We start from the raw sequence: 25,618 nt of genomic DNA on the forward strand, positions 1-25,618 counted from the left end.
ATGCCGCCCCCTTTCCGGATTTTCTGCAATCCCACCTAATCTGCGGAAATCTTGCTGATGTTATACACCTCACGATAAAGTGTAATCTTATAGGGATGGAAAGCCGCTTCCGTAAGCGGGGCCGGATAACTCATGATATGCAAAGGCAGTGGGGCTTGTCCCCTCCGCAGGGGCGGCTGCTGATAGGCGAAGGGATTCAAGTGAAAACCGATGCGTTCGTAAAAGGCGATGCGGCGCTGGGCAATAGGCGTATCCGGCAGCTCTACCTCCAGCACCACCGGAGTTTCGGCTTCATTAAGGTACTCCTCCAACATCCGCCTGCCGATTCCCTGACCTCTGATCTCCGTATGTATGGCGATGTGCTCCACAAAGCGGAATGCGGAAAACTGCCACCCGGCTAATATTCCCAGCAGTTCTCCACCCTCACTCCGGTTCACCCGTAGCCCATAACGGGCATGCTTGAGAAGAGCAAATTGATCGTCAAAAGCGCGGAGTTCCGTTTCGGGAAACGCCGCCTCCATCAAGGTGTAAATCTCGCGGAATTGCATCTCGTCCATCTTGCTGTCTCCTTCGTTATACAAGGACGCTTTTGTCCCATCATTTGGTTTTTTCAGTTTATCGATATTATTTTGCACCGGCAAATAACCCGCTATGTTATGATCAAGGCAGATTTGGTGTCTATAGGAGGTCTTTTTGGGGTGGAACAAAATGAAATGCAAGAGCAGCATCCCGAGCAGCCGTTCCTCTTAAGAGGTCTGGATTTCGGCAAAAAAATGCTAAAATTTCTGATTCCCTTATTAGTTCTGGCTTTTCTTTATACTCAGATCCATTCTTTCATTCGGGATATAAAGCCTGCAGTTGCTCTGCATCACTTAAAAAGCTTGCCTCCCCTGGAGCATCTCAAACTGCTTGCGGTCTGCCTGCTTGCCGTTACGCTTATGACGTCCTACGATCTTCTGCTCCTAAAACGCAGAGCGGTAAAACCGCCGTTGATCTCCATATGGAAAATCAGTTGGATCGCCAATTCGTTTAATAATGCCTTGGGCTTCGCAGGGTTCACCGGAGCCGGCATGCGCTTGACCCTCTATCGCAGCCGAGGATTCCAGGGCCAGGAATGGCTAAAATCGGTCATTTACTTATCTCTATCCGGGATGACCGGTCTTTCCGTATTAGCCCTGCTCCAGTTGTTTGGAGCCTGGAATACTGGCGGCATGACGCACAGCCATCCATGGCTCTTGATCGCCGAATTGGCCATCGCTTCCTATGCCATCCTGTTCGCTTTACTTGGAAAGCTTCCGGTCTTGCGGAACCTGCTGGGTCTGACCGGTGAAAATAAAATCACCTCCACCATGCCGCTTTTGTCTATTGGCGCCTCATTCCTGGAATGGCTTGCCGCCGCTTTTGCTTTTTGGACCGTTCTCCACTCACTTCATCTGCCGCTTACCTTCAGAGAATCAACGGGCATTTATGCCATGGCTGCGGTAGCAGGCGTCATCAGCTTTGTGCCCGGCGGCCTTGGCTCCTTCGACGCTGTCGCTCTTCTCGGTCTGTATACCTTTGGCGTTTCGCCCGACCATGCGTTGGCCGCTCTTTTGCTATTTCGCGTCTTTTATTATTTTATCCCATGGTGCATCGGCTTGGCGCTCGCGACAACCGAGTGGCTTCCCGGCAAGGAAATCCGGACTAATGCCCAAAATCAAGTGCTTAACCCTCTCCTCAGAGGCTGGCTTAAGCTTTGGAATTGGCCGAATCAATCGAAGGTCCTGCGGGATATCAGTAACTGGGCCCTCTCCGCACTCGTCTTTGTAGGCGGTGTTGTGCTGCTGCTTTCCGCTGCGATGCCCGGCTATTGGCACCGAATGCATGCTCTCGAGCACTTCATCACTCCTTTGACCATGAAAACCTCCCATCAGATCACCGTCCTGATTGGTCTCATCATGCTGACCGTCTCGGAAGGAATTCGTCTGCGCGCCAGAAGAACGTATTATTTTACGCTTCTTTTGCTTGCTGCCGGTTCTATTGCCCTGCTGCTCAAAGGGTTTGCCTATGAGGAAGCGATATTCCTCGGCTGTATCTTCCTGCTGTTGTGGATGTCCAAAGATCGTTTCAACCGAGAAGAAACGCCCCTTAGCTTCTCGAAAACGGCGGCATGGGCCGGGTTTACCCTATTCGTTTCCCTGCTGTATTTTTCCGTGGGGCATCTAACCAAGCAGCCGCTCCCCGTCACCCACTCCCATGCTAAATGGCTGTCCCGTTTCGCCTTGAAGGATTACGAGCTTCGGCGCGAGTCCACGCTGGCCTTAGCGGCAAGCTGGATCTTTCTGACCCTGAGATGGCTGCAGCGTCCCAACCGTCCGCCGGCACCTGCTCCCACTCACCAGGAGTGGGTTAAACTTCAGCAATTCCTGGCCAACCATAAAGGGAACTACTTGACCCATCTGCTATTCCTCGGGGACAAAAGCTTGATGTGGTCGTCTGATGAACAGGCAGTTTTGGCTTATGGCCAAATCGGAAAAATCGTCGCCTCCCTTGGCGATCCCATCGGCGAGCCGGATTCCATCCGGGAGCTTATTGGCAAGTTCCGGGATTTCGCCGACAAATACGCGGCTACGCCAGTCTTTTATCAGGTCAAAGCCGAACATATACCGCTCTACCACGAATATGGCTTCCATTTCTTTAAGTTAGGGGAAGAGGCGGTTCTTCAGCTGGATCAATTTCAAATGTCCGGACGCCGCCGAGCGGATCTTCGTGCCGCACTCAACCGCTTTGAACGGAACGGGTACACCTTTGAGGTTGCCAATCCGCCATTCTCGCCTCCTTTTCTCAAGGAAATGAAGGAGGTTTCCGACGAATGGCTGAGCGGCCGGCAGGAATCCGGCTTCTCCTTGGGCACGTTCAACCAGACGTATCTTGAACTCGCGCCGATAGCCACCCTTCGGGACAGTGAAAATCGGCTTGTAGCATTTGCCAGCATCATGCCTGTTTACGACAACGGAAAGACCATATCCATCGACCTGATGCGCTATCAAAAAGGGTTGAGCGGAGTCATGGACGCTCTTATGGTCCACCTACTCCAGTGGGCAAAAGCCCAAGGATACGAGGAATTCAACCTTGGCATGGCCCCCCTTGGTAAAGTGGGAGAAGTCGCATATTCCTTCCGCGGCGAACGGATCGCCCGCTTGCTGTTCTTGAAAGGCAATTATCTTTACGGGTTTCAAGGTATCCGCCGCTTCAAGGACAAGTTCGATCCCCGGTGGGAGCCCCGTTATCTGGCTTACCCCAAGACCATCTCGTTTCCCAAAGTGGTGCTGCAGCTCAGAAAGCTGGTTGCTCAAAGCCCGAAAAAGACGGGCGAAAAGATTTGATTTCCCCCAAGGATAAACGGCTTCGCTGACACCGTACCCTACAAAGTGAAGCCAACCCTGACGAAGCTTAATCAGGTACTTTGCGGGGACCCCGATGCTAGGACGAGTGACGTTTACCGTAGCGGAATCAGGCTATTTATTGTGGCAAAGGTGCAAAATCGATTGGCACCCCATTTGACAACACTTTTGGTTAAGAAACGAATAAAAATAGGGTAGCGAATTACTCGCTACCCTTTTCTATTTCTACATTTATTTAAGATCGAACAATTTAAAAGCCCCTTCCTTCGTACAGGGGTTAAAATCCAATTGTTCTATAGGAACTCCGTGTTTCGTTCCATATTGAATGACTTCATTCCAATCACTTTGATTAGTGGTAGTCTTAAACACAGCATCTTGATAAACCACAATCATTGCATCATTCATAAAGAAGTGACTATACCAACAGTCTTCATTAATCGGTATCATGTTGTCTTGCAGTTTTTCTATTTGGTTCTCTAATGTATTTTCCGAAGCCGATACCAACAAGAATTTCCAATTCCCATTTTGCTTTTGTGCAACTATCTCAAATTCCTTTAAAATAGAGGGATTTTTTAGCGATTGCTCTATTACTATACCGTAATAAATCATTACTATTTTGCCACCTCCAATAACACAGAACATATGTTCTATGTTATTATACACCAAGCCAATAGTTTGGCAAGAAATATCTGTAAGTAGTTGTATTTGATTTTACATAAGGTAGATAATGTCTTTTGTCGTGCATTTTTTATCTGTTAAGCCCAGACGTTGAGCAGGACCTTAATTAATATAGAAATTTGGGAACCCGTTAATCTACAGGATCGCGGCCTCTTCTCTTGTTCGAACAATCGCAGCCTTCAGCTTCTCGTTCAGCACTTGAAAGGCTTCCCGTCAGATGTGGATGCGATCCTGCGTGGGGGTTTGGGACAGCGTTGTGGCGAATACCTGCGAAAGTGCAGGTAATATCAACAAAATTGGCTCAGTTGAAGAAATAACTGTGATTGTACAGGTATTTTTGTCCCATGGTTATGAATGAAGAGTTTGAGCTCGAAATACCTGTAAGTTTGCAGGTATTGCAAAAACTCCCCCTCGCGGGAAGAAAAATAACAGTAGGTTTGCAGGTATTCATCCACTCGCTCTTCGCTACCTGCTCGGTATAATGGTACTTATTGAGACTGCTCTTTTTCATCCTTTATTCTCCATAGATTTCATATCCGCTGTTGGTAGACCGGCATTCACTTCGTGATCAATTTTAAAAGATTTTCTACTCATCGCTATAAGTTTTCCTGAACCCCAGTCGAACTGGGGGTTTTGTTATACAACAAAAAAGGAATCCGGTAAGGGTCCCCGGATCCCTTTCTTAGAGTCATCTTCCATTCCACCCAAAATTATAGAAGCCGCGGCTGCATTTTATCCTGCAATGCTTGAAAGGCTTCCCGCAGCTTTTCTTTCGAAACTCTCCCATAAGCATCGCCAATGCTGACCTCATAGTAGCAGGATGTCTCACCCGTCGGCCTCACGTTGCCCGTCAACCCGATACCTGTCTCTTCGTAGAACGAAAGAAGGACGTCCTCCAGCTTTTCCTTCGGCAGTGCAGCATGAACATGAAACATATTCGTTACTGGCACTTCCGGCTTCGTCGTGATGTCCGGACAAGCATTATAGAGCGCGGCCAGTTCCACCGCATCGCGGTAATACTGCTCCATTCTCGGCAGTCGTTCTTCAAACCCTTGATCCGCGCTGATGATGTACGGATACAAGCTGATCAAGTCGCCGCCGTGGCGTCTTTTCCACACCTTCGAGTGTTTCGTAAAATCCTCGTCGCCAGCCAAGATTGCTCCCGCTACGCCGCCGATCCCCTTGTAAAAGGAGACGTACACGCTATCGAACAGAGCGCAGACTTCGGCAGCCGTCTTTTGATAATAGGGCAGACATTCATACAGCCGGGCACCGTCCAAATGGAGCTTGATCCCCTTTTCCCGGCAGTAGGTGGAGATCGCCTCCAACTCGGCAAAATCCGGCAACTGGCCGCCGATCTCCCGCTGCGGCAGCTCCAACAGGAGGCAGGCGACCTCCTCTTTTAACTCCCGAACGTCCTCCAACCTGATGATTCGCTCCTTATCCGCCAAGAGAACCGGTTCGATATGATGCAGTTCCTTTAGCCCGTCCTCCTCATGAATCTCCAAATGGCAAAGGGGATGGTAAGCCACCTTGAGAAGCTGCCGTTCGTCGCACCAGATGCGGAGAGCGATTTGTTGAGCCATCGTGCCGCTGGGAAAAAAGACGGCGGACGGCTTGCCCAAGTAATCCGCCAATTTAGTTTGAAAATTCTCGATGATCGCGCCTGTTCCATATACATCGCTTGCCGCCGCTCCATCATAGCCGTCCAAGGCATCCTTCAGAACTTGAACATTGCGTTTTCCGTGTCCGGTAAGCGGGTACTCCGTATGTTGAAAAGCTTCTTGAAGCGATTTTCTTCCTTCGCTCATCTCGTTTTCGTTGCCCCTTTCGACTAATCGTATCTATAATGAACTCTTCGTTTAGCCTGATAAATTACCGGCCGTCGCGATGCGGTGATACATGCGCTCCGTTCCTAGCGACCCGGTCTGCCGTTCCATATAATCCAATCGTTCCGCTTCCAGCTCTTCCAACCGGTCTACTTTGCCGTTCACATATTCACCTATGCGAAAGGCCGCCGTCTGAAGCCGCGACAGTACACCTCCGTAACGGATATCGAGAACCTCCCAGCCGAAGGCTTTGCAATTGGCAAACCACAAAGAGCGGTGAGCGTCCTTCAGCTTTTCGACCCTGGCGGCCAGCTCCGGAATCTTCCCCTCCGCCAAGCGGCGCAATTCTTCCGTGTCCTTACTATCGTAAGCCCGCTTCAATTCAAGGCCTAGCTCGCTTTTCAGGGCAAGGACTTCGGAAAGCCTTTGATAAAAGAGAAAAAGTGTCCCCCACTTCCCGCTTCCGCCGGCGTATCCAGCCAGCTCCTCGGACAGTTTTTCATAGTGGGTATTCATGGGCAGCCCTTCTACATGATGATCGAACAACCCGATCAGCGTGTCCTGCCAAAGCAAAAACTTGCTAGGGTTAGACGCATTCAGATTGCCCTCTTCCACCCCTGGCGTCTCATCAAGCTTCGAAAGGGCGCGGAATTGAACCGCATCCCCGCCGGTACAGAGCTTAAAGCGCCGGCTCAACCAATCCCCATCGACTTCCGCATGAAAGCCGTGCTCGGCAAACAACTGCATCCCGAGCAGCCCGGCAAACACGCTAGTCTCCGCCCCATTATCTCCCCACAAGGTGGCGAACACTTCCTCTACGCCTTCCTTTTTGCAAGCCTGCAACGCCGCATTCGTCGTCGCGAAGGTCTTGCCGTAATTCGGCGCAAGCCCAGCCCATGTCCATACCCCTCCGGCGAACACAGGTAACGTCCCCAGTTTTTTATGGGTTTGAATGCACCGTTCGTAAACGCCCTCATCCTCGTGGAAGTAGTCCCAGTATACGTACTTCACCTGCTTGGGAAGATGCGCTAGATGATCTTCCTGTAAAATCGCGCCCGGACCGTCATGCTCCTCCAGAAACGAAGAGCCGAAAAACATATCGCTCCAAATCATCGGTTCAAGCCGCTGCCGGTCCGTGATGTCGAGCACCCTTTTCAAATGCCGGTTCATCAAGTCAAACCGGTTCTCAAAGCCGTGTTTATCCAGATGGACTCCCCGTCCCACTTGGTAGGCTTCGTCCATCCCGATATGGATGCGTTTGGTGCGCAGCGGCTTCGATGCCGCCTGAATCATGTCCTCGATAAAAGCATAGGTTGCCTCATCATCCGCCAACAGCACGTCATCCGCATCTTTCATGGCGGAAGCGTAGTCCCATTGCAGCGCCAGCTTCAAATGGCCCAGGGTTTGGATGCAAGGAATCAGCTCGATACCTAAAGCCGCGGCGTAATCGTCACATTCCCGCAGCTCGTCCTCGGTATACCGCCCTCTCATGTATCCGAAATAAGGCCGGCCCGAGATGGTGTAGGTATCCTCCGTATAAAGCATAACCGCATTCATGCCCATGAGGGCCAGCATGCGGAGCAGCTTTTTGACCGCATCCACCCGCAAAACCGCATTCCGCGAGACATCCAGCATCACCCCGTTGGTCCGGAACTGCGGTTGCTCCTCCCACTCGAAGGGGGCTGCGTTCTCCCGCAGGAATTGAATAAATAAGCCGAAAGCCCGCGCCAGATGAACCTTCTCCCGGTACGTAATGACTCCTTTTTGTCCATCATAGGTGATAAAAATCCGCGATTCTTCCGAAGTCCCCATGACTTCCAGCGGAATACCCGGTTCGCCAAGCTCTACCTCAAGATCGGATGCCATCAGCGCCAACAGGTCCCGAACCTCTTGATCATCAGACTGGATCGCCACTTTCATATCGGTCAGCTCCTTTTCCCGATGGATATCTAAGCCAAAACGCCTTTGAGATACTCGGCCAGCGCCTCTGCTGCCCAGGCATGGGCCGCTTTTCCCGGATGATACCGAGCCCCGACGGTTTCCTCCGTCATCGCGGGTAGCTGGAACACCGAAACCTTCGCGTCCCCTGTTTCCCGTTTGTACGCATCGACGGCACGGTAGATCGCCGGCATCATCGGGAAGCCCAACAGGCCGTATGCCCAAACGATATGAGCGCGCCCGTTATGCTTCCGCAGCTTCGCCAGAAAATGCTGAACCGCCTGCTCGAAAGCCGCCAAGTCCTCGTTTAACCGTAGTTTGTGGGTCTGTCCCGTCTTTTCATCTCTCCAAGCCGGCATTTGAAAAGCATTCCAGTCGTTGGTGCCTAAGTTGACGACCACCGCATCCGGCTGCCAGGAGGCGAAATCATGCTCACGAAAAGCACCGAGGGCGGCGTTTTTGTCGCCGCTCAGCAATCCGCAAACTTTTTCATAATAGTCGGGGAGGTTGCAATAGGGATTGTTATCCCAGCCGGCCATCACGCCCCAACCGCTCTGGGATAGGATGCTATAGTCCGCGTTCAACGCATCCGCCGTCATCGCCGCGTAATTATCCAGTGCACTGAACCACATGGGAATCCAATCTTCCTCCGCTTTCGCCCCGATAGCTCCTTCTCCCGAGGTGATGCTGTCCCCGATAAACTCGATCTTGTACGGCTTCTCATCCACCGGCAAAAAGTCCCCGTCGAACTTTACCCCACGGATCTGCAGCGAGCAACTCGGATCGGAGCTCATGGCCTGCGTATCTTTGACGATTCGCACATTTTTGATAACCTGGGAATTCATTCCTCGGAAAACACAAAACCAACGCCTGCCCGCCGTTACCATCTGCCGGCTGATCGGGACTCCGTTGATCACGATGCTGATCCATGGTTCTAACTGATCGTAGCTTGCCTCGATCTCCACCCATAGCTCCGAGCCTTTGGCGTTGAATTCAACAGCGCTTCCCGTCCAAAACAACGTTAAGGGCGACCGTTCCCCTGTAGTGCGGCCATGGATTTTAAAATGGTTAACGTCGGATAAAAGCTGTTCCTTTAAACCTTCATTCGTCATCGCGGTTCCCCCGATCGGGCAACGAGCCCGTAAAGTTATGATGGGATTTCACTCCCATTCTACAAGTCTCTCAACTGGTGAACAAGCAATTAACCAGAGTGAAACAGAAATGCATAGGCGCTACTTGTCAGTGATTCAATACGGCTTCCGCGAAGACCACCGTTTGCATAAGCTTCGCCATTTCCTCCGGACCTGCGCCGCTCTCCACGCACCAGCACATACCCATGGCCGTCTCCACATACAGGCATTTCCTGAGAATCCCTTGGGGAATCCGCAAGGATTCCTCCAGCGCCATCACGATGCTGTTGATTTTATCGAATAAGCCGTCCGTTATTTCATTATCGAATTCATTCAAAATAAACCGCGGAACATCAAAAACCGGGTCCCCAACAACGCCCTTCGGATCAATGATCCGGTACTCACCCCCGGCACCCAACAGGATGTTGTCATGGTGAAAATCCCCATGCAGCAGCATCTTTTGCGTGTAACGCCTCGCCACCTCCAGGCAAATCTCCCTGGCCTTTTTCATATGTTCATAGAGTTCGACGCAATCCTGCCGCTGGCTCATGTACTCCGTGATCCGGTTAACCCAGCCCGTGTATGAGGGAAATCGCTCCGGTTCCGCCGGTTCGGCATGCAAGCCCCGATAAAGCGAGCAAAAGACGGACAACCTCTTGTCGAGAGATAGCTCCTTCCTGAGCGGGATCCCCGGCTTCACATGTTCGATCAACAGCGCTCCTTTGTCCGCATCCACCGCAAAGACCCGGCAAAAACGTCCGCCGTCAAAGTGGCGCAAGGCCAAATATTCCGATCGTGTTTCCGGGAAAGCGGGATCCCCGATTTTCAATACGGCATCCCCGTAGTCCTCCGAGTGGCATAGAAACACCAAGTTTGCCGAATAGGAGGGAATCAAGCTTAACGCATCCAGTCTCCATTTCTCCGTGTAGACGTCCAAATCTCCCACAAGCTTCCCGTAAAAATCACCGCCGAAACGGCTCGTAATTCGTTCTTGCTCATCTGATCTGAACACATACCCGCCCATCATCATCATCCGCCTCTGTTTCCCTGATCTTTTTTCCAGTATAGCAAAAATGTTCTTGCGCCGCCGGAAGCCATCCACTATAATCGTTATAATCTCAAGCGAAGGGGAAATCTCCATGATCGCGCTTCTGACCGCTTCTCAATATCATCATTACAAACAGCGTTAGTTCACCTGATCTTATCCAGGGTGGGCTAACGCTTCTCGCGTTGGCCTCCCTGCGGCATACCAAACGCGCAGGACCAAGAGGTCCGGCGCGTTTTTTATTTTCCAATAAGAGAAAGGGTGACGGGTATGCAAAACGTAAAGGGCACGTACGATTTCTTCGGCAAAGATCAGGCGCTGAGGAAAAAGGTGCAGAACACGCTGGCGGAGGTATTTGAGCTGTATGATTTCGACGGGATGGACAGTGCCATTTTGAATGAACGCGAGCTGCTTACCGCGAAATACGCCGGAGGGGATGAGATCGTCAAAGAAATGTACCAGTTGACCGATCAGGGCGAACGAAAGCTTGGGCTTCGCTATGACTTGACCATTCCTTTTGCCAAGGTAGTCGCCCAAAATCCAGGTCTGATCTTCCCTTACAAGCGCTATGAGATCGGCAAGGTTTTCCGCGACGGACCCGTCAAGCGCGGACGCCTGCGGGAATTCCTGCAATGCGATGTCGATGTCGTCGGCATTCCGGGACCTGAGGCGGAAGCGGAACTCATGCAGGTAGCCGTCGAAGGATTTGCCCGACTGGAGATTCCCATTATCCTGCGGTGGAACAACCGGCGGTTTTTGGGCGATGTGCTGGAAGCTGTCGGGGTGCAGCCCGAAGATAAGCTTTCCGTCATGCTGACCTTGGATAAGCTGGAGAAAATCGGACGGGGCGGAGTCCTGCAGGAGTTAGCAGACAAAAAACTTGATGCCCAAGCCGTTTCCGCTCTGGCGGAAATGATGGAAATGGAAAACCCGACCTTCGAACGCCTATCCTCTATCTATGCCATCCGGGAAACGAAAGGCGCGCAGGAGGTGCTACGCCTTCAAGCCTTGCTTCACAAGCTTGGTCTCGAAGAAACGTGCCGGTTTGACCCGTTCCTCTCCCGGGGCTTATCTTTCTATACAGGTACGATATATGAAATCTTCGACGCTTCCGGCTCCTTGTCCTCAAGCTTGGGCGGAGGCGGCCGGTATGACGCTATAATCGGAACCCTTGTCGGCCGGGAGGATCTCCCCTACCCTGCCGTCGGAATTTCCTTCGGCATGGAAGCCATCATGGCGCTCCTGGCGGATCGCAACGTGGAAACTCCAAAAGCAGACGTAACCGTCATTCCCATCGGAGACACCGCTGCCGCAGCCTTGCAAACGGCGGCCCTGCTCCGATCAGGCGGAATCCGCACAAGCGTCGAAGTAACGGGGCGCAAGCTCAAGAACGCATTGGCCACCGCCTCAACCCGCGGGACGCAGTATGTCATCCTGATCGGCGAAGACGAAGTAGCCGCAGGGATGCTGCGGCTCAAGGACATGAACGCCGGGACGGAGCGGGTTCTTCCTCTTGAAGAAGCCGTCCACATTCTTACGAAAGCGATTATGTAAGGGAGTTTCGGAAGGCAAAAAGCAGGCTGTTCTGAACTACTGAACGCCTGCTTTTTTTAGCATGACTTAACTTCCTCGTTACTCAAATTGCTTCAGCAGTGCCAAAGCCTCTTCATGATCCGGCTCCAGCTCTAATAATCTTCGCGTGTAGGTCAAGGCGTCCTCCACCAACTCTAATTCGAAACAGCAGATGGCCAGACAATAAAACACCGTTGAAACGACCTCATCCTGCTCCTGCTGCACCGATAGTTCCAAGAACCGTTTGGAATCCTCATACCGGTCCATCTCATACAGCAGCAATCCCGTATCCAGCGCCAAATCGTAACGCTGCGGCATCACAAAGTACGACGACCACATCAACTGAATGCCTTGCCATATATCCTGCTTTTCTTCATCGTCCGCTTCTCCCAGCAGACTGGAGATCCGCGTCGCACTCTGAATAAAGAACTCCGCATCATAGCCGCCCAGCCGCCAAAAGCTCAAGATTTGCTGCAGACCCATATGCTCGATGTTCGGATCAACCCATTGCTTCAGGCTAAAAAATTCATCCGGACCGAAGCGATCCATCCATCGGCGGTAAGCCAATCTTGTGTTGAGATAGTCCATCGGTTCATTCGTATTGAGGATAAAGCCGACGTTGATGTTTTTATAGTGATGCGGAGGGAATAACGCTAGGGCTCCTTTTTGCTCAAAAACATACTGAAACGCGTGATAGTTTGCGGTAAACGAAAAGCTTCCGTGCAAGATCAACTCCGGCGGTTCTGCAAACTTCCAGTTATCCAGCAAATGATCCCCTTTATCAGCGGTGATTAAGAGGAATCCCTCTTGGGACAGCCGATTCAAACGCTCCAAACAAGTCAATCCCGCGACAGGAAACAAGAAATGCGAATCCTCTAGCTGCTCTTGATAAACCGCAATGACATCACGGTAGGGATAGTTCGTTTGTTCATACTCAGGCGCCTTCCGATGCTCGTAACGCAAGGAGATTTGACTCAATAGTTCGGAGGGATTCAGCGAATCCTTCTGGTCCGGATACTCGACGAACACATCAGTCTCATAGACCCGGCCATCGCCTACATAAAGCAACTCTTGCGGGATACTGTCAAAAAAATAGTTGGCGACCACGATCACAGGCTGCTTTAAATCGCCCTCGCGAATGGTTTTGCCTGAGACGACCAGGTCCAGAGCCGTATCATGAACAGCGTCAAACCGTGCGACATCCAGATCTCCTTCGGCAATAAACGATTGAAGGGCGGGGTGCTCCTTCCAGGAGAGCACATTGCTCATTACCAGATCCGTTATAATATAGCGGAACGGAGGCAGCGATACCCCCGTACCCGCATAGTCTCTCAGTCGGTACAGTTCATGCATAATATGGTAAGCAAGGCGCCCCGTACCCGCCCCAAGCTCCACGATATAGACAGGCTCTGAGCAAGCTCCCTTGCTCCCTCGATCCTGAAGAAACGCAAAAATCATTTCGGCATAAGACATCGCGATCATCGGATTACTCGTGATGTATTGCGGGACTTGGTCATTGGTCCAAGCCTGCAGCCCTTTTTCTTCATAATAACTCCGCTGGATATTCCAAATAGGTGCCTCACTAAAGCGATAACGTTCGGTTTGATTCGTTTTCATTTAAACTAATCCTGCTCTCTTCTCATTGTCTTTGCCGATTCTTGCTATAATAGAGCCTGTAAAGGCCACTACCATTGTTGCCAATCCATTCTTCCGCCATACAAACGCTGAGCGGATGCATGTGCGTTTACCAACCATTTGTGGGGTATAGAACCGGTATCGTCAATCTAACTGTTTCTATCCTACTGTACCATATTCCGTATCATAAGAAAGATCAGATCGAAACCGATGAGAAAGGAAATCTCGCTATGTGGATGATTTACGCCTTTTTATCCGCTTTATTTGCCGGCATTACGGCGATTCTGGCAAAGCTAGGAATCAAAGACATCGACTCGAATTTAGCCACGGCGGTTCGCACTCTGGTCGTCGTTGTTTTTGCCTGGGGCATCGTATTCCTTGTGGGCTCCCAAACAACCGTTGCCGATATCAGCGGAAAAAGCTTGTTGTTCTTATTCCTCTCCGGCTTGTCCACTGGACTTTCGTGGATTTGCTATTTCAAAGCTTTGCAGATTGGCGATATTAATAAAGTCGTGCCGATAGATAAATCTAGTACGGTTCTCTCCATGGTGCTGGCCATCGCCTTTTTGCAGGAACCGCTCACGGCTAACAAAGTCCTCGGCATGTGCGCCATCGCGGCAGGGACTTATCTGATGATCCAGAAAAAAGACTCCGCGCAAAAGGAGGCGCCGAATCGCCTTTGGCTGATATACGCCTTGCTTTCGGCTCTGTTTGCCGCGTTAACGTCCATCCTCGGCAAAGTCGGAATCGAAAACGTCGAATCCAATTTGGGCACCGCCATCCGCACCCTCGTCGTACTGTTCATGGCATGGATCATTGTGCTGGCGACCAGAAAAGGAAAAGAAATCAAGAATATCGAACAAAAAAGCTGGCTGTTCCTCGTTCTTTCCGGACTGGCTACAGGGCTGTCGTGGCTGTGTTATTACCGCGCACTGCAGGATGGACAAGCCAGCCTCGTGGTCCCCATCGATAAGCTGAGCATTTTGGTTACGGTCCTGTTTGCATACGTATTTTTTAAAGAGAAACTCTCCAAAAAATCAATGGTCGGCCTTACTCTGATCGTTTGCGGAACCCTGCTCCTGCTGATCGTTTTCTGACTGGCCCGAATTCCTTTTCACGGCTATCGAAAGGCAATATCCACTACTTTCCCCTTTTTCATAAACCCGATGGTTTGATACACCTTGTTTGCATCCGGATTTTTTACATCTGCATAAAGCATCGGGATAAGATCTTCCACAGCAAGCCGAGAACAGAGACCAGCTACTACGGCACTGGCATATCCTTTTTTCCGGAATTCGGGAGGAGTGTGAACGGCGTTGATTCTGCCATGCCTAGGGGAACGATGCGCGATATTCGCCATGGAAACCGGGATACCATCCACCATCCAAAGATATAGGCCTCCTGTTCCCACCATGTCCTCCGCCACCGGGAGCTGACTGGCCCGATCAACCGCCATGCCGTATCTATCTTGCGAAAAGCCGGCTAAAAACCCCGCAACCGTATCCACATGACCCGCATCCGCCGCTTGAAGCATCCCTCCTTTAATAGGAAGGCGTTTCTTCACATCCGCACAAACATACGCTTCCATCTCCATTTGGGTATACCAATGAAGACGATTAGCCTCGGTATATATCTGGGCAAAACGTTCGACTGTCTCGGGAGCCCCGGATATCCCGGGCACTGACGCTCCTTGGAGATCACCTGTAAGCTCCGATAGAAGCTCGTCCTTTCTGTCCTCCGCAAGGTCATCCGCTATCCAAAGCCAGCCTTTCCGCCCCACTGACTGAGCATAAATCATGCTGTCATCCGGCGTTTTCAAACACACCGCATCATGGGATTCACAAATCCGGTGGACCAAATTGTACCTTACTTCATCGGCAAGAAACCTCTCGCTCTTTAATACCGGGTCATCTCCATCAAACCGTTGCAACATGTACACCCCTCCTGGATTTTGAATATAAAAAAACCGTCCCCATCGGGACGGAGTCTTCTCCGCGGTAGGCTTGATACGATAGGATTTTTAAGACATAGAAAAAGGAGTTTATCACCAAAATATGGAATTCATATAGAACCAAACAAACTAATGAGACGAGGTGAAGTCCCTAGGCCGTATATTCGACACGAGAGTCTATTTACCCTGCAAGAGCTTTATGTAATGGAACAAAAATGAAGTAGAGATCAAAAATCATCGTTCTATGAGGTGGAGTTGAAAACCATGAATGCAAATCAAAATCAGCGAATTCCCCATGCGGTTTTCGAGAATGACATTCAATTACCCATCCTGGATATTACACATCCCCTTTTCAACGCAAGTATTGATGAACAGGCCTATCATTTGAACTGCCTCAAGTCGGCCCGGAGCATTGAATCATTAAAAAAGATGCCTGGCTTTATCCAGAACATCTTTGTGAAAATGTCGAATGTTGACAATTCCTATCTCAGCGGCATGCGTACTTTGCTGTACAAACTTGGCCCCAATTTAAGCCGGGGGATAAAAATGGGTTTCCGGGACAAGTGGGCGGTGAAGCAAACCTCTTTCATGGGACTTCGGATCAGGCTGAGAGACCTTTGCCGGTGCCAATCGAGCATTTTGCTGCCCCAGCTTAAGCAATTCCCTGAACGGAACCTTTGTTTCTTCAATATCGCTGGTGGGTCCGCTACCGACAGTATCAACACCCTGATTCTCATTCAGGAGTCGGACTCGGAATTACTCAAGGGACGGAAAATTGAGATTAACATTTTAGATATCGATACCTTCGGCCCCAATTTCGCAAAACGGTGCATCGATGTTTTGAAGCAGCCAGGGGAACGCTTCCATGGCTTGGACATTACCCTCAATACGATTCATTATGACTGGAGCCAACCGGAGGCATTACAAAAGATGAGTTTGGAACGTTCCGGTTGGATTCAGCTCTGTTCATCAGAGGGCGGTCTTTTTGAGTACGGTTCGGATTCCGATATCATTGAAAATTTAAACCATTTCTTTATCAATTCCCCGGAGGACGCCCGGGTCACGGGGTCATTAATTTTCGACCGGGAGCATGTAAATGCGGGATACCTGGGATTTACAGAGTTTATTGGCGTGCAAATCCAATATCTTGGACTGGAAGGGTTACAGCGAATTTTAAGCCAAACCTCGTGGGTTTTGGAAGAATCCCATGAAATTGATACGATCTATACTCTGTTTTTATTGAAGAAAGCGTGACATAAGTCAATAACAAGACGTGCTACAGCAAATGCATTTTCGCCTCCGCCTCGTCCCAAGGCACCGAGTAGCCGCTTCCCTTCGCGCAAAAAATCGAGGTGGACGTGTACAGCGGGTCTGCATCCTTCCGGTATCCTTTGCTTTCGATGACCTCATGTTCGTTATGACAGCGCTCATAGCCGGCAAAAGCCAAATGAAGAATGCCTTTCCCATGGGTAAAAGCGGCAAGCTCCGTGCTGTAATCCATAAAAGTGGCAACAGGAACCTTGCCCATGACGACGGCGTGAGTGCCTGTTGTTTGCGGCGGATCGAAAGCTCCCGATGCCCGTTGAATGTCCGACAGCACGCGGCCCAGCTCATCCAGCTCCACCTTGATTTTGTACGCGTAGTAAGGCTCCAGTAGAAGGTTTTCCGCCTTTTCCAGACCTTGCCTGAGCGCCCGGAACGCCGCTTCGCGAAAATCTCCGCCGTGAGTATGCTCATTATGCGCCGCTCCTTTTAGGAGGGTAATGCGGATATCCGTCAGCGGCATGCCGGTAAGCAGCCCGTGGTGGTCCCGCTCGAACAGATGGGTTTTAATCAGATTTTGATTGCCGACACTTAGCTCGTTTACATGGCACACGCTTTCGAAGGCGATGCCGCTGCCCCGTTCCCCCGGCTCCAGAAGCAGATGCACTTCGGCGTAATGCCGCAGCGGCTCAAAATGGCCGTAGCCTTTTACCGGATTCCCGATCGTCTCTTTGTATAGAATATCCGGCTTGCCGAAGACGACGTCCAGCTGAAACCGGTCCTTCACCACCTGCTGCAGCACTTCCAGTTGGATGAGCCCCATGACGTGGATGTGAATCTCCTGTAAGCTCTCTTCCCAGATGACATTCAGCGACGGATCTTCCGCAGTCAACAGTTGAAAAGCCTTCAGTACATCCTTCACGTTCAGCGTATCGGCAAACTCGACCTTTGAGGTCAGCGTCGGCACCATCTCATAGTCAAGCTTGTCTGAAGAGGAACCAACTCCCTGACCGGTCTCCGCTCCCGTAAGCCCGACAACCGCGAACAAGTCTCCTGCCGCCACCTGATCCACCGCCTGGGACTTGCTCCCACTCACTCGGAGGAGCCGCGTCGCCTTTTCGCATATCCGTTCCTCGCCCATGAGGTAGACCAATTCGTCGCGAACCCTCAAAACACCGCTTAAGGCTTTGACATACGTCAACCGTACGCCGTTAGCGTCATGGCGGATTTTATAGACCCTGCCTCCGAAGGGAGCCTGCTCGTGTTCGTGATAATCCGTCGTTGTCAGATGATGCAGTTGCTCCAACAACTCCACCACGCCGACATCCTGCAGCGCGGAACCATAGGCACACGGAAACAACCGGTAGCCGCGAATCATCTCCTGAAGCGCCTCCAGCCAAAAGCTCCGATCCTCCGTTCCCGCAAGAAATGCCTCCAGCAGCCCCTCGTCCCGCTCCGCCATGCTTTCCCGCAGTTCTTCTCCCACTTCGCCATTGGCGAAGTTGCCGGTAATCAGGCATGCGTCCGGGGTCAGCTGCAGACGTATGTCCTCCAGGACCCGTTCCGCGTCTGCTCCTACCCGATCGGTTTTATTGATAAAAAAGAACGTGGGAATCCGGTGCTTGTGAAGCAGCTGCCACACCGTCTCGGTGTGACCCTGCACCCCTTCCACTGCGCTGACCACGACAACCGCGTAATCCATGGCTTGGACAGCCCGCTCCATTTCCGGTGAAAAATCGACGTGCCCGGGGGTATCGATCAAATAATAAGCGGCGTCCTTATAGGACATGAAGGCTTGGTCCGCGAACACCGTGATGCCTCTGGCCCGCTCGATCTCATGGCTGTCGAGGTAAGCGTCCTTATGGTCGACCCTACCCCGCTCGCGAATACTGTTGGTATGATAAAGCAGTTGCTCCGCCAGGGTGGTTTTTCCCGCATCCACGTGAGCAATCATGCCGATGGTTATCCGTTTCATGGTTTTTCTGGTTAACCGCCTTTCTTTCCCTACCTGCCGCTCTCATCATATCATTCTCCAACGCCTATGAAAAAGGCATAAACGCGGCGGTTCGCCGTGCTTATGCCTGTTCGCTACATAGCTTTATTCCGCGGTACCAGCCGCTCACTACCCATCCATAGGATGAAAAGAAACCCGATACCGATAGGGACCAGCGCCCAAATAAACGTAGAAGATACCGAAGATGCCATAGCTTTAGCCAATTGATGGAGAACGTCCGGGGAGAGCGCATCTTTCGAGCTGGACGAGAAGACCGATTGGGCGTCAAGCCCGCCGGCAGCCCCCTGCCCCGCACCCAAGGAGCCGGATAGCTTGGACTGGTACAGATGATTTTGGATCGTGCCCAAAATGGTCACTCCAAGGGACGTCCCGAGAGTCCGGAAAAAGGTGTTCGTGGACGTGGCAATACCCCGATGCCGCGGTTCCATGTTGTGCTGCGTCGCCAAGCTGGTCAAGGAGAACGAGCACCCCATACCGAAGCCCGCGATCACCATGAAGACCGTTAACATCAGCCGGGTGGTATGCACATCAATGGTTCCGAGCAGAGCCATCCCCGTGAAAAAGATCAGAACGGAAACAAGCATAATGCCGCGATAGCTGAAGAATCGAACCGTTTGGCCCGCTGCTTGGGCGCCGATGGTCGAGCCCACCATTAGCGGAATCAGAATGATACCGGAATTCGTCGCCGTCCCTCCGTATACCGATTGCACGAACAGCGGGATGAGTACCGCGATGATAATGAACGCAAAATTGTAGAAGAACGCGACCCCTTGGGTGGCCGTGAATAGCTGCGTTTTGAACAAGCGGAAGCTGAGGATCGGCTCAGAAACCTTGCGTTCAATCCAAATGAATGCGATGAAAAGAACGGCGAACATGGCAAGCAAGGTTATGATAGGCGCGGAGTCCCATGCATATTGATGGCCGCCCAACTCAAGGGCGAACATCAGGCAAACCACGGAGCCAACCAGGGTTAACGCGCCGAACCAGTCGATCTTGAGCTTTTTCAGCTGCAGCGTCTCCCGGTAAAAAGCGGCGATCAGCCACAGAGATAAGAAGCCAAAGGGCAGATTAATGTAGAAGATCCACCGCCAATGGATCTGGTCCGTGATAAAAGCTCCGAGCAATGGCCCCACAACACCGGCCACCCCGAATACGGCTCCGAATAAGCCCGTCATTTTACCCCGTTTCTCTGGCGGAAAAATATCAAAAATAATGGCAAAAGCGATGGGCGTCAAAGAGCCGCCGCCGATCCCTTGGATCGCGCGATAGATGATGAGCTGATCCATATTTTGCGCAGTGCCGCACAGGGCGGAGCCGGCGAGAAAAATCAGCAGCCCCAGCAAGTAAAACCTTTTCCGTCCGTACATATCCGACAGCTTGCCGAATATCGGCATGCTGGCCATGGTTGCCACCATATAAGCCGAAGTAACCCATATAAACTGGGCCAAGCCGCCAAGATCGCCGACAATCGTCGGCATAGAGGCGGAAACAATGGTGTTGTCCATGGCCGACATTAACAAGCCCAATAACAAACCGGTGACAACCAGCCCGGTCTTGCTTTCTTTTGAAATCATCCACATCCTCCTTCTGTTTCTTGAGCCAGCGCCACAACATAGTTGCGGACGCAACAAAATCCGTGCACCCAGTGTACGTTATTTTAGTTGCGAACGCAACTATGTTGATGTAAAATTTTTTTATACTAGCCCATTGACCGCTAACCCGTTAACGAAAGAGGTGTGAGTGCGCATGGTGAACCCGGAACAAGTGCCCATCGGTAAACTGATTTCCCAATTCTATCGGTTGCATCAAAAAATCATCGCCAAAGAGCTGGTACCTTATGATGTCGGCCTCGGTGGACAGCATTTTTTTCTGAAGATGATCGTAAGCAAGCCTGGCATCACCCAGGATCAAATGACAAGCGAGATAAAGTTTGACAAAGCGACCACTGCACGATCGGTGAAACTTCTGGAGGAGTCCGGCTATATCGAACGAAAGGCGGACCCGAAGGACCGCCGCTCTTCATTGCTCTATCCGACTGCCAAGGCATTGGAATTCGCCCCGGTACTCCAAGAGATTCTGAGTGAAATCAACCGCAAGTTTACCGCCGACTTAACGGAAGAGGAAACCGATCAGCTTGTGCGGCTGCTGCAAAAAATCAGCAAAAATGCCTCGGATATTTTGGAGGGAGAATCATGAGCTTAACCGCCGAGCAACGAAAACAAACCAGTATCGAACTAAAAGAAAATTACCGCATTTCCGGACTAACCCCGGAAGAGATCAAAGCCGACCTAGGCCTCGACCTGAGGGAATTGGAAGAAACCCTAAACCTTGGTCCTACATCCCATGGGGAGACCGTTTGGCGGCTGCGCGATTATATGGAGAACAAAATAAAAGGGCAAGGCAAAGTGCCTTACCCCTATTCCGTGCTGATCCATAATATCTGGTACAGATATTAAGCAGGATTCATGCGGATTGTTCACTGCTAAGCAATTTCCCTCTTTCAAAAACCCAAACAAGGCCTCCTATTGCCAGCGTTCCGCAAGTCGCGATGATAGCGGATCCCCCGGCATGAAGTATCAGGACTGGAACCCATATAACCCCAAGAAATCGATGTACCGTCCGCATCCACTTGTTTCGAACCTTGGGGATAAACATACCATACCCTATGATCATGAACATCAGGACAAAACTGGCCAATCCCGAGTAGATTTTATGATCACCAAACCTATTTATCAATTGAAAAGTGCCATGAATAGCGCCAAGCGCCAAAGTTGCCCAGCCCAACCCTTTATGTGCGGCATAGAGGAGTTTCCCGATTTTACGAACGGTCAAAGAAGGAGATTTACGCTTTTTCTTGAACCAGAACCATGAAAAACCAATGGCCGCCGTATAAACCGCGATCGTTCCTGCTGTTGTGAAAAGGCCTTGCAGGTCTCTATTCTCATTATCAGCGCGAGGAGGAATATGGCGGATTCCATTGTCGGGAAATGGAACCCTGGGATGATCCATCTGAGCGATAAAATAATAGGCAATCAAACATACACTAATGAAAATAGCTACAACTGCTGGAACCCAAACGGTTTTCGTCCTCCGCATATTAGTTTCCTTTCTTTTTTACAAAAACAATAACAATCAATTCTTAAAAAAGAATGAATATCACATTAAAGATAGGCCCACCATTTCTTAAATTGGTTGTCAGAAAAAATTATGCGCTGCTATCAGAAGCAGGAGAATCCCGCTAATAAGCGTTCCGAATTGCCCTAACGTAAAAGAACCAATACGGATGTGCGCCGCTTTTCCCCCTATCCATACTCCGAGCCATATCGTTAAGAAGCTCCCGATTGCCGAAGTAAGGGAAAGAACCAACGGAGAAAAGCCGAGCATTCCTGCACTTAATCCATTGATCAGGGCATTTGCCGACAACGCGACTCCCAAAATTATAGATTCGAACCATCCGATATCGTTTGATTTATCCAGATCGGCAGTTTCAGGATTTTTCAAGGTTGACGTAATTCCGTTAGGGTTTGAATTACTCTTAGTCCCATTTTGCTGTCTGCGAGGTACCGCAAGTAAGAGGATGCGGAAGCCAATAACCAGTAACATAAATGCTCCCAGCATATCGGGAAGTGTTCCGGGAAGAACGGCCGATATCCATTTTCCGAACAAAATCCCCGAAAAGCTGAATAAGAAACAAACGATTGAGATCAGCAGGTTTGATGCGAAACCGACCCGGATTTTCCGGATTCCGTAAGTAATGCCTACACCGAGGTTATCCAAACTGGATGAGAGCGTAAATCCTGCAATAAGCAACCAAGCCATAAGTCACCTCTTGTTGTTCGATTTGCTTCTAATGTATAGGCTGATGAGAAAAATAGTGCATGTACTTGAAAAAAATGCAACACTCCCGTTTCATTAAGAAACAAATAAAGATAGAGGAAAGACATTCCATCTTGCCCCATATACTAATGTAAACCGTAATGTGGGAAGGTGAAGAGGATGGCCAAGTCCGATCAAATAAACACCCCCCCTATAGGAGATTTGATCCGTTCCTTGCTTAAGAAAAACTCGCTATCCATGCGCAATCTCGCTACACTATGCGGCATTGACTCTGCTACCATATCGCGGATTTTAAATGGCAAACAGCAGCCAAAGCTCACTCATTTGAAGCTGTTTTCCGAACACTTGGATATTTCGATGGATCAATTGATCAAGGCCGCCGGATTCGAGGGATATGGCGGGAAAAGGGAAAGAAACGCCGGCATTCACGATTCCCTTGATGAGATTATGGAAATCCTGCGGGAATCCCGTTTGTTTGACCCGGAAGCAACAACGGCGCGAATCAAACAGGAACTGGTTAAATATGAACAATATGCTCAAACTGATGAGGGCCATAATCTGATTTGTAACGAATTTCATCTCAAAGTCGGTCAAGTTGGGGTCGGGCCGTTTATTGAACATTTGAAGACCATGCACATTCGTTACTGTGGTGAAGATACACCGGACCGCGAAAAGTTATTGTTGGGCAGCGCCTTGTTGTACTTTATTTTGTCTGCGGATATCATTCCGGATTACCTCTTTCCTATCGGGTATCTAGATGACGCTATCGCCGTTCAGCTGGTCCTGAATCGTTTGAACGAAGAGGAGTTTACAGCATAATGTTCCGAGAAAATAAGAAGAGCACCTGCAGATGACGCAGGTGCTCTCGCTATTTTGCGATAATTAGGATGCAGTCGAAGTTGGAGTCGGCGTTGCGCTGGCACTGTCGGAGGAAATCTTCGACTTGGCTGGTTTCTCATGCTTCGACTCGACGAACTGCTTGATTTTATCGGTCATGCCGTCCTTGATCTTCGCGATCAAATCATCCTCGCTAATGCCCTTGGCTTGAGCGATCTCGGCGAGGGTCTTGCCGGCGTCCAGTTCAGTGCGGAGCTCGTCCTGCGTCATGCCCAAGATGCTGGCCGCTGCGTCGGAGTCCATGTAGCCTCCGAAGCCGCCTTCTCTGCCGCCGCCGAAGCCGCCTTTTCCATGTCCGCCACCTTTGCCGTCTCGCCCGAAGTCGTCACCTTTATTCTCCACCTGCTGCTTCAATCGGTCCGCTAAACCGGACTTCAGTTTGGTCGCTTGATCCTCCGTCAACGTACCGGCTTTCACTTGAGCGTCAATTGCGCTAGTCACCGCTGCATTCAGTTTGGACAAGAAGTCGGTCTCGCTTATGCCTTTTTCGGAAGCTAGATCCGCCAGCGACTTGTCGCCGCTTTTAAGGGAATCCGTCAGTGTCGATTGATCCACTCCCAGGATGGTGGCCGCTTCCTTCAAGACGTCCATTCCGCGAAAACCGAAATCACCGCGATCATGCTTGCCGTCCTGCGACGTTTTTGTTTGGGTGGAATCCGTTGCACTCGGAGTGGGGCTGCTTGTGGAAGCTGCGAAAGCGGATGTATGGCTCAAGCCTACATAGCCTATACCTAAAACCAACGATGCGGCGAGGGTGCCAGATAGTACCTTTTTGCTGATGCTCGATTTCAATGAGATTCATCCTTTCCTTTTACGGATTTTTTGAACGGTGATATCGACATGGGCTGCTGGTTACACTACCAAGTTTAGGCACCCAACCTTAAATCCAACTTAAATCGATCTTAGGCTTAACTGAAACAAAACTGATTGTTTCCTAAAAATACGCTGAAATTGAAAGAGGCCATCCTTTAGAGGATGGCCCAGTTATTATGGGGACGTTCGATTGAGCGTTTTTTCTTTTTCGCCTATGGTTTGTTCATAGGCTGAGATTTTATATTGCAGGCGTTCCATCACCGTCTTCATCTCTTCCATCCGGCTCAAAAGCTGCTTATGCTGCTCCACCAGGAGTTGTTTCCGTACCTCCAAGGTTTCGTCGCCTTGTTGAAACAACTCGACATACTCGATCAGCACTTCAATGGGAAGGCCAACCCCACGCATGCATTTAACAAATTCAACCCACCTGCAATCCTCTTCGGTATAATCCCGGATTCCGCTTTTATTGCGATTCACTCGCGGAATAAGCCCGATCCGTTCATAATACCTCAGGGTATCCTGCGACAAATCGAATTTGTCGCTTACTTCCGCGATCAGCATGCTTGCCCCGCTCCCCCTCTCCTGTTTCTTCGTTTAAACCGCGCCGACGACCGGATGGGGCACATACGGTTCTTCCAGTGACGCGATCTCATCGGATGTCAGCTTAACCGATAGAGCGCCGACGGCATCTTCCAAATGGGACAGTTTTGTAGCCCCGATAATGGGTGCAGTCACAGGCTCCTTTTGCAGCAGCCAGGCCAGGGCGATGTGAATGCGCGGAACGCCGCGTTTTTCCGCAATGGCGGCAACTCGTTCGACGATCAACCGGTCCGCGTCGGCGGTTGCGTCGTACTTCGATTTCTGCACTTGGTCAGTTTCGGATCGATGGGTGGTCTCCGACCAATCGCGGGTCAATCTCCCCGAGGCAAGGGGGCTATAGGGAATGACGCCGATTTTTTCTTCCTTGCAAAGAGGCAGCATCTCCCTCTCTTCTTCCCTGTAGATGAGGTTCAAATGATTCTGCATGGATACGAACCGGGTCCAACCGTTTTTCTCCGCTACATGCAGTGCCTTCAAGAACTGCCATGCATACATGGCGGAAGCGCCGATATATCGGGCCTTTCCTGCCTTCACCACATCATGCAGAGCTTCCATCGTCTCTTCGATGGGGGTGCCGTAATCCCAGCGATGGATTTGATAAAGGTCGACGTAATCCGTACCGAGCCGCTTCAAGCTCTTGTCGATTTCGCTCATGATCGCTTTTCGGGAAAGTCCAGCGCCGTTCGGACCTTCATGCATGCGAAAATGAACCTTGGTGGCGAGGACGATCTCATCGCGGTTGGCATAATCTTTTAGCGCCCGTCCGACGATTTCCTCGCTCGTCCCGTCCGAGTACACATTGGCCGTATCGAAGAAATTGATGCCCAGCTCCAATGCTTTTTTTATAATAGGACGGCTATTCTCCTCGTTAAGCACCCAAGGATGAACCCAGCGCTCCGCGACGCCAAAGCTCATACAGCCCAGGCAAAAGCGTGAGACATCCAAGCCCGTGTTCCCAAGTTTCCGATATTCCATCTGATTGTTCCTCGCTTTCTATCGGTTGTGCGTTCCTTTACATAAGTAGTCTACTCCT

General features: G+C 50.7%; 22 protein-coding genes. 7 read left to right on the forward strand and 15 right to left on the reverse strand.

Features of this window, described 5'->3' with window-relative positions:
* Positions 1–35: 35 nt before the first annotated feature.
* On the reverse strand, positions 36–557 hold the full coding sequence (locus tag TJ79_RS13760; protein WP_040951060.1) for a GNAT family N-acetyltransferase: 522 nt from the start codon (positions 555–557) through the stop codon (positions 36–38).
* Positions 558–698: 141 nt separating this feature from the next.
* On the opposite strand from TJ79_RS13760, the gene mprF reads away from it, so the two are divergent.
* Positions 699–3,365 carry a bifunctional lysylphosphatidylglycerol flippase/synthetase MprF gene (gene mprF, locus TJ79_RS13765; RefSeq protein WP_162162959.1) on the forward strand — a complete coding sequence of 889 codons (2,667 nt, stop codon included), beginning with the start codon at positions 699–701 and terminating at the stop codon, positions 3,363–3,365.
* 249 nt (positions 3,366–3,614) lie between these two features.
* Here the strand turns inward: mprF and TJ79_RS13770 are convergent, their stop codons facing one another.
* The 5 genes from TJ79_RS13770 to TJ79_RS13795 form a co-directional block, all read right to left on the reverse strand.
* Positions 3,615–3,992 (reverse strand): hypothetical protein, encoded by a 378-nt coding sequence (locus tag TJ79_RS13770; protein ID WP_040950883.1) that lies wholly within the window; start codon positions 3,990–3,992, stop codon positions 3,615–3,617.
* A 779-nt stretch (positions 3,993–4,771) separates the two neighbouring features.
* Positions 4,772–5,872 (reverse strand): threonine aldolase family protein, encoded by a 1,101-nt coding sequence (locus TJ79_RS13780; protein ID WP_040950885.1) that lies wholly within the window; start codon positions 5,870–5,872, stop codon positions 4,772–4,774.
* Positions 5,873–5,923: 51 nt separating this feature from the next.
* A complete protein-coding gene (locus TJ79_RS13785; protein ID WP_040950886.1) occupies positions 5,924–7,810 on the reverse strand; it encodes a beta-N-acetylhexosaminidase in 1,887 nt (628 codons plus the stop codon).
* Between the two features lie 29 nt (positions 7,811–7,839).
* Entirely contained in the window at positions 7,840–8,940 is a 1,101-nt protein-coding gene (locus TJ79_RS13790) for an SGNH/GDSL hydrolase family protein (protein ID WP_040950887.1), read from the reverse strand.
* A 127-nt stretch (positions 8,941–9,067) separates the two neighbouring features.
* Positions 9,068–10,099 carry an aminoglycoside phosphotransferase family protein gene (locus tag TJ79_RS13795; RefSeq protein ID WP_238323010.1) on the reverse strand — a complete coding sequence of 344 codons (1,032 nt, stop codon included), beginning with the start codon at positions 10,097–10,099 and terminating at the stop codon, positions 9,068–9,070.
* A gap of 174 nt (positions 10,100–10,273) precedes the next feature.
* Between TJ79_RS13795 and TJ79_RS13800 the strand changes: the two genes are divergently transcribed.
* The gene (locus tag TJ79_RS13800; RefSeq protein WP_040950888.1) at positions 10,274–11,557 is read left to right on the forward strand and encodes a histidine--tRNA ligase; all 1,284 of its coding nucleotides are present in this window, start codon (positions 10,274–10,276) and stop codon (positions 11,555–11,557) included.
* A 78-nt stretch (positions 11,558–11,635) separates the two neighbouring features.
* On the opposite strand, the gene TJ79_RS13805 is transcribed toward TJ79_RS13800, so the two are convergent.
* Positions 11,636–13,192, reverse strand: a complete 1,557-nt coding sequence (locus TJ79_RS13805) for a hypothetical protein (protein ID WP_040950889.1) — start codon at positions 13,190–13,192, stop codon at positions 11,636–11,638.
* A gap of 140 nt (positions 13,193–13,332) precedes the next feature.
* On the opposite strand from TJ79_RS13805, the gene TJ79_RS13810 reads away from it, so the two are divergent.
* Positions 13,333–14,307 (forward strand): EamA family transporter, encoded by a 975-nt coding sequence (locus tag TJ79_RS13810; protein ID WP_238323011.1) that lies wholly within the window; start codon positions 13,333–13,335, stop codon positions 14,305–14,307.
* A 23-nt stretch (positions 14,308–14,330) separates the two neighbouring features.
* Here TJ79_RS13810 and TJ79_RS13815 read toward each other — a convergent pair whose 3' ends face one another.
* Entirely contained in the window at positions 14,331–15,143 is an 813-nt protein-coding gene (locus TJ79_RS13815) for a GNAT family N-acetyltransferase (protein ID WP_040950891.1), read from the reverse strand.
* A 282-nt stretch (positions 15,144–15,425) separates the two neighbouring features.
* Between TJ79_RS13815 and TJ79_RS13820 the strand changes: the two genes are divergently transcribed.
* Entirely contained in the window at positions 15,426–16,415 is a 990-nt protein-coding gene (locus TJ79_RS13820) for a hypothetical protein (protein ID WP_040950892.1), read from the forward strand.
* 22 nt (positions 16,416–16,437) lie between these two features.
* Here TJ79_RS13820 and TJ79_RS13825 read toward each other — a convergent pair whose 3' ends face one another.
* Both TJ79_RS13825 and TJ79_RS13830 read right to left on the reverse strand, forming a co-directional pair.
* Positions 16,438–18,399, reverse strand: a complete 1,962-nt coding sequence (locus tag TJ79_RS13825; RefSeq protein WP_040950893.1) for an elongation factor G — start codon at positions 18,397–18,399, stop codon at positions 16,438–16,440.
* Positions 18,400–18,512: 113 nt separating this feature from the next.
* Positions 18,513–20,012 (reverse strand): MDR family MFS transporter, encoded by a 1,500-nt coding sequence (locus TJ79_RS13830; RefSeq protein WP_052339585.1) that lies wholly within the window; start codon positions 20,010–20,012, stop codon positions 18,513–18,515.
* Between the two features lie 172 nt (positions 20,013–20,184).
* Here TJ79_RS13830 and TJ79_RS13835 point away from each other — a divergent pair, with 172 nt between their 5' ends.
* Positions 20,185–20,634, forward strand: a complete 450-nt coding sequence (locus TJ79_RS13835; RefSeq protein ID WP_040950895.1) for a MarR family winged helix-turn-helix transcriptional regulator — start codon at positions 20,185–20,187, stop codon at positions 20,632–20,634.
* Positions 20,631–20,894, forward strand: coding sequence for a DUF2316 family protein (locus tag TJ79_RS13840; RefSeq protein ID WP_040950896.1), 264 nt, complete (start codon positions 20,631–20,633; stop codon positions 20,892–20,894). The genes TJ79_RS13835 and TJ79_RS13840 overlap by 4 nt, the downstream gene beginning before the upstream one ends.
* A 7-nt stretch (positions 20,895–20,901) precedes the next feature.
* Here TJ79_RS13840 and TJ79_RS13845 read toward each other — a convergent pair whose 3' ends face one another.
* Both TJ79_RS13845 and ytaF read right to left on the reverse strand, forming a co-directional pair.
* Positions 20,902–21,474 carry a hypothetical protein gene (locus tag TJ79_RS13845; RefSeq protein WP_337588945.1) on the reverse strand — a complete coding sequence of 191 codons (573 nt, stop codon included), beginning with the start codon at positions 21,472–21,474 and terminating at the stop codon, positions 20,902–20,904.
* A gap of 159 nt (positions 21,475–21,633) precedes the next feature.
* A complete protein-coding gene (gene ytaF, locus TJ79_RS13850) occupies positions 21,634–22,257 on the reverse strand; it encodes a sporulation membrane protein YtaF (RefSeq protein ID WP_040950898.1) in 624 nt (207 codons plus the stop codon).
* A gap of 177 nt (positions 22,258–22,434) precedes the next feature.
* Between ytaF and TJ79_RS13855 the strand changes: the two genes are divergently transcribed.
* Positions 22,435–23,094 (forward strand): DUF1232 domain-containing protein, encoded by a 660-nt coding sequence (locus tag TJ79_RS13855; protein WP_040950899.1) that lies wholly within the window; start codon positions 22,435–22,437, stop codon positions 23,092–23,094.
* A 63-nt stretch (positions 23,095–23,157) separates the two neighbouring features.
* Here the strand turns inward: TJ79_RS13855 and TJ79_RS13860 are convergent, their stop codons facing one another.
* The 3 genes from TJ79_RS13860 to TJ79_RS13870 all read right to left on the reverse strand — a co-directional run bounded on the left by TJ79_RS13860 (position 23,158) and on the right by TJ79_RS13870 (position 25,560).
* On the reverse strand, positions 23,158–23,964 hold the full coding sequence (locus tag TJ79_RS13860) for a hypothetical protein (RefSeq protein WP_052339586.1): 807 nt from the start codon (positions 23,962–23,964) through the stop codon (positions 23,158–23,160).
* A 195-nt stretch (positions 23,965–24,159) separates the two neighbouring features.
* Positions 24,160–24,546, reverse strand: coding sequence for a MerR family transcriptional regulator (locus TJ79_RS13865; RefSeq protein ID WP_040950900.1), 387 nt, complete (start codon positions 24,544–24,546; stop codon positions 24,160–24,162).
* A gap of 33 nt (positions 24,547–24,579) precedes the next feature.
* Positions 24,580–25,560, reverse strand: coding sequence for an aldo/keto reductase (locus TJ79_RS13870; protein ID WP_040950901.1), 981 nt, complete (start codon positions 25,558–25,560; stop codon positions 24,580–24,582).
* Positions 25,561–25,618: the final 58 nt, after the last annotated feature.

The organism is Gorillibacterium massiliense (genome assembly GCF_000455485.1).
Classification (GTDB): domain Bacteria; phylum Bacillota; class Bacilli; order Paenibacillales; family NBRC-103111; genus Gorillibacterium; species Gorillibacterium massiliense.